We start from the raw sequence: 6,778 nt of genomic DNA, 5'->3' as shown, positions 1-6,778 counted from the left end.
GAGATTTGTTTGCTGCTGTTCGTTCAGTTGTCAATACTGGCAAGCGTCAGGGTTTAACTGCTTATCAATCTATTCAACAAGCTCTCTCTATTGATGGCTCCCTTTTTTCCCCTAGTTGAGCAATTACCTTAGAAGAGCCTTTGACCTTGCGACTTACTCGTCTTTGCAGACGTTTAAGAGCTTTTTCCGACTTTCTCAAATGACGAGGATTTTCAACCTTGTTACCTCGATTGTCGGTATAGAAGTGCATCAAGCCAACATCAAGAGCGATTATTTGCTCGGTTGGTTGAACTTCTTCAACTCGGTTAATAGCAACACAAAATTGAGCATAACACCCGTCTGCTCTACGCACAACTCGAACTCTTTTAATTTGTTCAAATTGATAATAGTTCAGATCGTTTGCTCCAATCATGCGAAAACTACCAGCTTTAAACCCATCAGTAAAAGTGATAGATTGTCTATCTTGCGAGAGCTTGTAGCCAGTGGTTTTGTACTCAACAGAGCGCGATTTCTTGAATCTGGGATAACCTTTTTTCTTGATAGCTGGATTTTGGCAGTTGTCATAAAAACGCTTAATCGATTGCCAAGCTCGTTCGGCAGACGCTTGACGGGCTTGAGAATTAAGCTTTTTAGCCCATTCGTATTCTCGAGCCAAAACCGCACAAAGGGCAGACAAGTCGTATTGTCCGACACCGCGATTATCCATCCAGTGGCGAATACAACTATTTCTGACAAAACCAGCAGTGCGAATCATCTCGTCGATGACTGCAAACTGTTTTGTAGAACCTCTGAGCTTGGCTTCGAGTACAAACAAGACCAACATCCAAAATACCTTATGGGATTATTTTACCATAAGGTGTGCTGGCGCACGTTTGTTTGTTGGTCGAAATTCATCTCAACACCGACCTATCGGTATGGTGCGATCCTTCTTTCGACATAAAGGTAAATCATTCCCGAATTTAAAATCTTAAATATAAAATATAAAATCGCCTGATTTCTGAACCAGAAAGCTTGGCAGTCAGATTTTTTGTGGTACAGTAGTGCCAAAAAGCAAAGTTCTGCATCGCCGTCACGCCCAACACAGCACAGTGCTTGATTCTTAAAAGAATCGAGGCGAAAATTGAACGGTAAAATTTGATGCAGCAATCAGTGCCAATTATTTCAGTATGGTGCCTGCAAATCGCTTGAGTTTATGGAGAAGTTTGGAGTAGTTAGCAGAAGTAGAACTCATAAATCCCTCTTGGGGATGGAAGTTAGCCGATCGAAAACGGTTCCGGTTTGGGCTTTGCTATCTTTGCTCACCAACGCGGTACTAATCGTCACAGTCGCTCAACTAATCGGTAGGGGAAACAACTTGACTGAAAGCTTCCCTGCTAGCGCTGCACTAACGCCAGAAAGCACGGAAGAACTAATTCGCTCTCCGACGGCGACAAACTCTGCAAAGGCAGTGGCAGACTTGCCCCCCGCAGGCCCCCGACACAAATGGTCTTACCAGCAGTGGGTGACGCAGTTGGGCCGCGAAGCTGAGGCCGCTGCCACAAATCGTCCCCCAAAACTGAGTGTTTTGGCTGGGGATTCTTTGAGTATGTGGTTTCCCACGAAGCTCTTACCGCCCGATCGCATTTGGCTGAATCAAGGGATTTCGGGGGAGACTTCCGTAGGTTTGCTGAAGCGATTGCAGTTGTTCGATCGAACTCTGCCCGATACGGTGTTTGTGATGATCGGGATTAACGATTTATTGCGGGGGGCCAGCGACGAAGGGATTTTGAACAACCAGCGACAGATTATCCGCGATCTGCGGTGGGCGCACCCGAAAGCACAAGTGGTGGTGCAGTCGATTTTGCCCCACAGCGGGGAACAGTCTACCTGGGAAAATCGCGATCGACTATTAGCGATTCCCAACAGTCGGATTCGCGCAATCAATCGGCGACTGAAAGAAATTGCTAGTTCCGAAAATGCTTCCTATCTGGATTTGCAACCACTGTTTGCGGATGCTGACGGCAATTTACCAACCCAACTCAGTACAGACGGCTTACACCTTAACGAGCGAGGTTATCTGGTTTGGCGATCGGCCTTGCAAATGTTCAGTCAAATGCAGTTGAAAAATTAGTTAGTTGTCAGTTGTCAGCAAACAGTTAACTGTCAACATCACCTGACGCTGAAACCTAAATTTATACGACAGGTATAGTTCCCTAAAAACCCGCAAATCCAGACAGTGCAAAGGTTAGAGAATTTTGCCTTGCAAAATTCTCTAACCTTGACGCGATCGGCCTTTTACCAAAAAACCTAAATCTCCCCCTCTCCCCCTCTCTCCCTCTCCCCCAACTGTCAACTGTCAACTGAATTAATGCTGTCAACTGTTGAACCCCAACTGTCAACTGTCAACTGATTAACGCTGTCAACTGTCAACTGTCAACTGATTAACGCTGTTAACTGTCAACTGTCAACTGATTAACGCTGTCAACTGTCAACTGTCAACTGTCAACTGTTGAACCCTCTCCCCCAACTCTCCTCGCACTACTCTGCTCCCACGGGTGATGTCAAGTACCTTTGGATAGATTAAGGAAATATGATGTTTGGTATTTAGTATAATACGATACAGAATAACAGTTGTTACAAATGGTGGAATCCAAAAGGCGGAAAGTATTGGATTGATACTTGACGAATTTAGATGAGTCCGGCTATATCAAGTCCGAGGCTTGAGGATTGGGGAATTATCTATTAAAGATTTGTTCCGCTACAACAGGGACTTAAAACGAAATTAACTATTGCATCTAAAATCCTCGCATCTAAAATCGGCTTGGTCTTCCAGAAAATTGCTAATTATATTTGAGAGAAGGTGAAAGTAACGTGATCAAAAAAAGTTTCACGATCGGAATCCTAGCACTTTGGCTGTTAAGCTGGCCGCTGATGAACAATGCTTTAGCTCAAAATGCTACTGATGCTGCTCCTGCGGCTGCTGCGGTGGCGGCAAATCCGATCGACAGTGGCGATACAGCCTGGATGTTGATCTCATCAGCACTGGTGTTGCTAATGACACCCGGGCTAGCGTTTTTCTACGGAGGGCTGGTGCGATCGCGCAACGTCCTCAACACCATGATGATGAGCTTAGTCATGATGGGACTGATCGGCGTCACCTGGACGCTGTGGGGTTACAGTTTGGCCTTTGACGTTACCACCCCCGTGTCCGAAGGCTTTGGGAAAGGATTTGAAACCTTCATTGGCGGCTTCGACTGGATGTTCTTGAACAACGTCGCAGCCGACAAACCAGATCCGATCGGCTACGCACCCACAATACCGCACCAAGTATTCATGGTTTACCAGATGATGTTCGCCATCATCACTCCCGCCTTGATTTCCGGGGCGATCGTCGAACGGGTAACATTTAAAACCTACTTCTGGTTCGTGCTGCTGTGGTCAACATTCATCTACTCTCCTCTAGCCCACTGGGTTTGGGGCAGAGGCTGGTTGCAGGCGATCGGATCTCTCGACTTTGCCGGCGGCACAGTCGTCCACATCAGTTCCGGCGTATCAGCCGTAGTCGTAGCTTGGGTAATCGGGCCCCGCAAAGACCATTTGAACAAGCCCCACACCCCCCACAACGTACCCTACGTACTCCTGGGCATTGGAATACTGTGGTTCGGCTGGTGCGGTTTTAACGGCGGTAGCGCTCTAGGTGCTGGTTCTTTAGCAACCGTTGCTTTTGTCACCACCATGATTTCCGCAGCCGCTGGCGGCTTAACTTGGACAATCGTCGAATGGGTACTCAGAGGCAAACCAACAGCAGTGGGAATTGCTAGCGGTTTCCTAGCAGGACTTGTCGGCATCACGCCTGCTGCTGGATTCGTGCTGCCAGTGGGAGCACTTTTGATCGGATCGATCACTTCAGTTTGCTGCTTCTTTGCCGTTAGTTTGCGAGCTAAGCTGGGATTTGACGACTCTTTGGATACCTTCCCGGTTCACGGCGTAGGCGGGACTGTAGGCGCACTGCTGACTGGTGTGTTTGCGACTAAAGCCGTTAATGCTGCAGGAAATGACGGGCTGTTTGCCGGAAATCCGGGGTTACTCGGAATCCAATTTGTCGGCGTTCTAGCTACTTATGTGTTCGCTGCTGTCGGCACTTTTGCGATCCTCAAACTTCTTGGGACGTTTATGGAACTGCGAGTGGCGTCATCTGTTGAAGATCAGGGTTTGGATATCAGCCAACACGGCGAAGAAGCTTACGGCGAGGATTTTGCCGGCGGTTTCAGTTCCTTTGAATCTGGTTCTCCTTTTGCGCCGAAAAAGGTCGGTTGATTTTATCGATAAGTTCGATCGTGTAGAGTGCAGTTATCTGCGTCTCTACGCTTTTTTTTTAACGAACCGCGAAGGCGCGAAGAGCGCGAAGCAAGAGGAGGAAGAAGAGTTAAGATGAGAGAAGGATGCGTTTGATATCAATCGCGACCCCAATCAATCTATAACCCAACTTTCTCATTCTTCTTTCTCTTCCTTCGTGTCCTTCGCGTCTTCGCGGTTAATTCCTTCTTGGTTCGGACTGTGGTCAGGATTTTGCTGGCGCTTTTTTTAATTTTTTTTTACGAACCGCGAAGGCGCAAAGAGCGCGAAGGAAGAAGAGGAAGAAGGGTTAAGATGAGAGAATTATTCGTTTGATACCTTCTTTGAGGATGGGAACGTTGAAGTTGATGAGCAGGCCTAGGGTGTTTTTGGTCATTTTGAGATACGAGATAACTTGGGCTTCGTTGATGGGAGCTAGCTTTTCGACGGCTTTTAGTTCGACAATTAAGATATCGCCAACCAGAAAGTCTAATTGACCTTCCCCGACTCGATGACCTTTGTAGGTCATTGCTACTGGCTTTTTGGGGTGACAAGGTATTCCCCGTATCCCAAATTCAACTTCTAAGGATTCTTGGTACACTGATTCTAAAAATCCTGGGCCCAAAAGCCGATGCACTTCAATCGCGGCGCCAATCGTTCTATAAGCCAACTGTTCCACCTGTTCGCCCAACTGTCTCATTCTTCTTTCTTCTTCCTACCCTACCCTTCGGGAACCCCTGCGGGGAACGGGAACGGCTTCGCCGAACGCGTCCTTTGCGTCTTCGCGGTTCATTTCTTCTTAGCTCTCATTGATAATACAAACAGCATATCCGCTGTTCCCAACTCAAGCAAATAATCCCGATCGCACCCAGGCCTTCTAAAATCAAAGGTAATTAACCTAGATTTGAACTCGGTACCGCATGGATACTAAAGCTTTTAAACGATCGCTCCAACAGTCTGAAAACTACCACCGCAAGGGTTTCGGACACGAAGCTGAGGTAGCTGATGTAATGGAGACAGCTTATCAAAGCAGCCTGATCCAGCAAATTCGCGACAACAATTACAGGCTGCAACGCGGCGCCCTCACCATCCGGCTGGCTGAGGCTTTTGGCTTTTGCTGGGGAGTTGAACGCGCTGTGGCTATTGCTTACGAGACTCGCCAGCACTTCCCCTCGGAACGGATTTGGATTACTAATGAGATTATTCACAATCCCTCTGTGAACCAGCATTTGCGCGATATGGAAGTTGGTTTTATTGCTGTGGAAAAGGGGCAGAAAGATTTTTCTGTGGTGGATAGTGGCGATGTGGTAATCTTACCTGCTTTTGGGGCGAGCGTGCAAGAAATGCAGTTGCTGAACGATAGGGGTTGCAAGATTGTTGATACTACTTGTCCTTGGGTTTCTAAGGTTTGGAATACTGTTGAAAAACACAAAAAAAGGGATTATACTTCGATTATTCACGGTCAGTACAAGCACGAAGAAACTGTGGCAACGAGTTCTTTTGCTGATAAGTATTTGATTGTGCTGAATTTGCAGGAAGCTGAATATGTCAGCAATTATATCTTGCACGGAGGCGATCGTGCTGAGTTTATTGCTAAGTTTAGCAAGGCTTGTTCTGCTGGTTTTGACCCGGATGTGGATTTGGTAAGTGTCGGGATTGCTAACCAAACTACTATGCTCAAAACTGAGACTGAGAATATTGGCAAGTTGTTTGAAAAGACGATGATGCGGAAGTTTGGGCCGTCCAATCTTAACGAACATTTTCTGAGTTTTAATACTATCTGCGATGCGACTCAGGAACGGCAAGATGCTATGTTGAGTTTGGTTGAGGAAAAGTTGGATTTGATGTTGGTGATTGGGGGTTTTAATTCTTCTAATACTACTCACTTGCAGGAAATTGCGATCGACAAAACTCTTCCTTCTTATCACATTGATTCTGCGGAGCGCATTCTACCGGGAAATCGCATCGAACACAAGCCTTTGGGCGGGGATTTGGTCGTAACTGAAAATTGGCTGCCTGAAGGTAATATTGTTGTCGGCGTGACTTCGGGTGCTTCGACTCCTGATAAGGTTGTTGAGGATGCGATCGATCGCATTTTGGCGATGAAAGCCACTGTTATTGCCTAATTCTCTGCTTGGCTACTGCACTCGGAATCCTTTTTTTCGGCGTGCAGTGCGATCGTCTCGCTCGCAAACAGACTGTAGACTCCAATTGCTCTTCATTCCATCTTGATGCTGAAAATTATCTGAAAATTATAGCGGTTCTCAAAAAAGTGAGGTATGCGTGCGATGCCAATGCCCTATGCCCTATGCCCTATGCCCTATGCGTACCTCATATGGGGAGCATCCCAGTTTTGCAGTGAGTATAAATACTTAAATAATTGCCTTGCCAAGTTGATGGTATAATAGAAAGCAGATAAATTACCATAACCCAAGTGTATATGCTCTCAGAAGAACAACAGAAT

The 6,778-nt window shown here is 46.6% G+C and carries 5 protein-coding genes; 3 read left to right on the top strand and 2 right to left on the bottom strand.

The genetic code is table 11. The annotated features are described in order from the left end of the window. Positions 1 to 73 precede the first annotated feature (73 nt). Positions 74 to 823 carry an RNA-guided endonuclease InsQ/TnpB family protein gene (locus QZ918_RS32645; RefSeq protein WP_293343134.1) on the bottom strand — a complete coding sequence of 250 codons (750 nt, stop codon included), beginning with the start codon at positions 821 to 823 and terminating at the stop codon, positions 74 to 76. A 369-nt stretch (positions 824 to 1,192) separates the two neighbouring features. Here QZ918_RS32645 and QZ918_RS32640 point away from each other — a divergent pair, with 369 nt between their 5' ends. Both QZ918_RS32640 and QZ918_RS32635 read left to right on the top strand, forming a co-directional pair. Then, entirely contained in the window at positions 1,193 to 2,110 is a 918-nt protein-coding gene (locus QZ918_RS32640) for an SGNH/GDSL hydrolase family protein (RefSeq protein ID WP_293343131.1), read from the top strand. 740 nt (positions 2,111 to 2,850) lie between these two features. Continuing rightward, complete coding sequence (locus QZ918_RS32635) at positions 2,851 to 4,296, top strand: ammonium transporter (RefSeq protein ID WP_293343128.1); 1,446 nt, start codon at positions 2,851 to 2,853, stop codon at positions 4,294 to 4,296. A 328-nt stretch (positions 4,297 to 4,624) separates the two neighbouring features. On the opposite strand, the gene QZ918_RS32630 is transcribed toward QZ918_RS32635, so the two are convergent. Beyond that, complete coding sequence (locus QZ918_RS32630; protein ID WP_293343125.1) at positions 4,625 to 5,014, bottom strand: GxxExxY protein; 390 nt, start codon at positions 5,012 to 5,014, stop codon at positions 4,625 to 4,627. 220 nt (positions 5,015 to 5,234) lie between these two features. Here QZ918_RS32630 and QZ918_RS32625 point away from each other — a divergent pair, with 220 nt between their 5' ends. Continuing rightward, complete coding sequence (locus tag QZ918_RS32625; protein WP_293343122.1) at positions 5,235 to 6,440, top strand: 4-hydroxy-3-methylbut-2-enyl diphosphate reductase; 1,206 nt, start codon at positions 5,235 to 5,237, stop codon at positions 6,438 to 6,440. Positions 6,441 to 6,778 lie beyond the last annotated feature (338 nt).

The sequence above is a fragment of the Microcoleus sp. CAWBG58 genome, from assembly GCF_020883045.1.
Lineage (GTDB): Bacteria > Cyanobacteriota > Cyanobacteriia > Cyanobacteriales > Microcoleaceae > Microcoleus.
The sequence above is the reverse complement of the archived record's forward strand: the minus strand, read 5'-3'. Positions and strand labels throughout refer to the sequence as shown.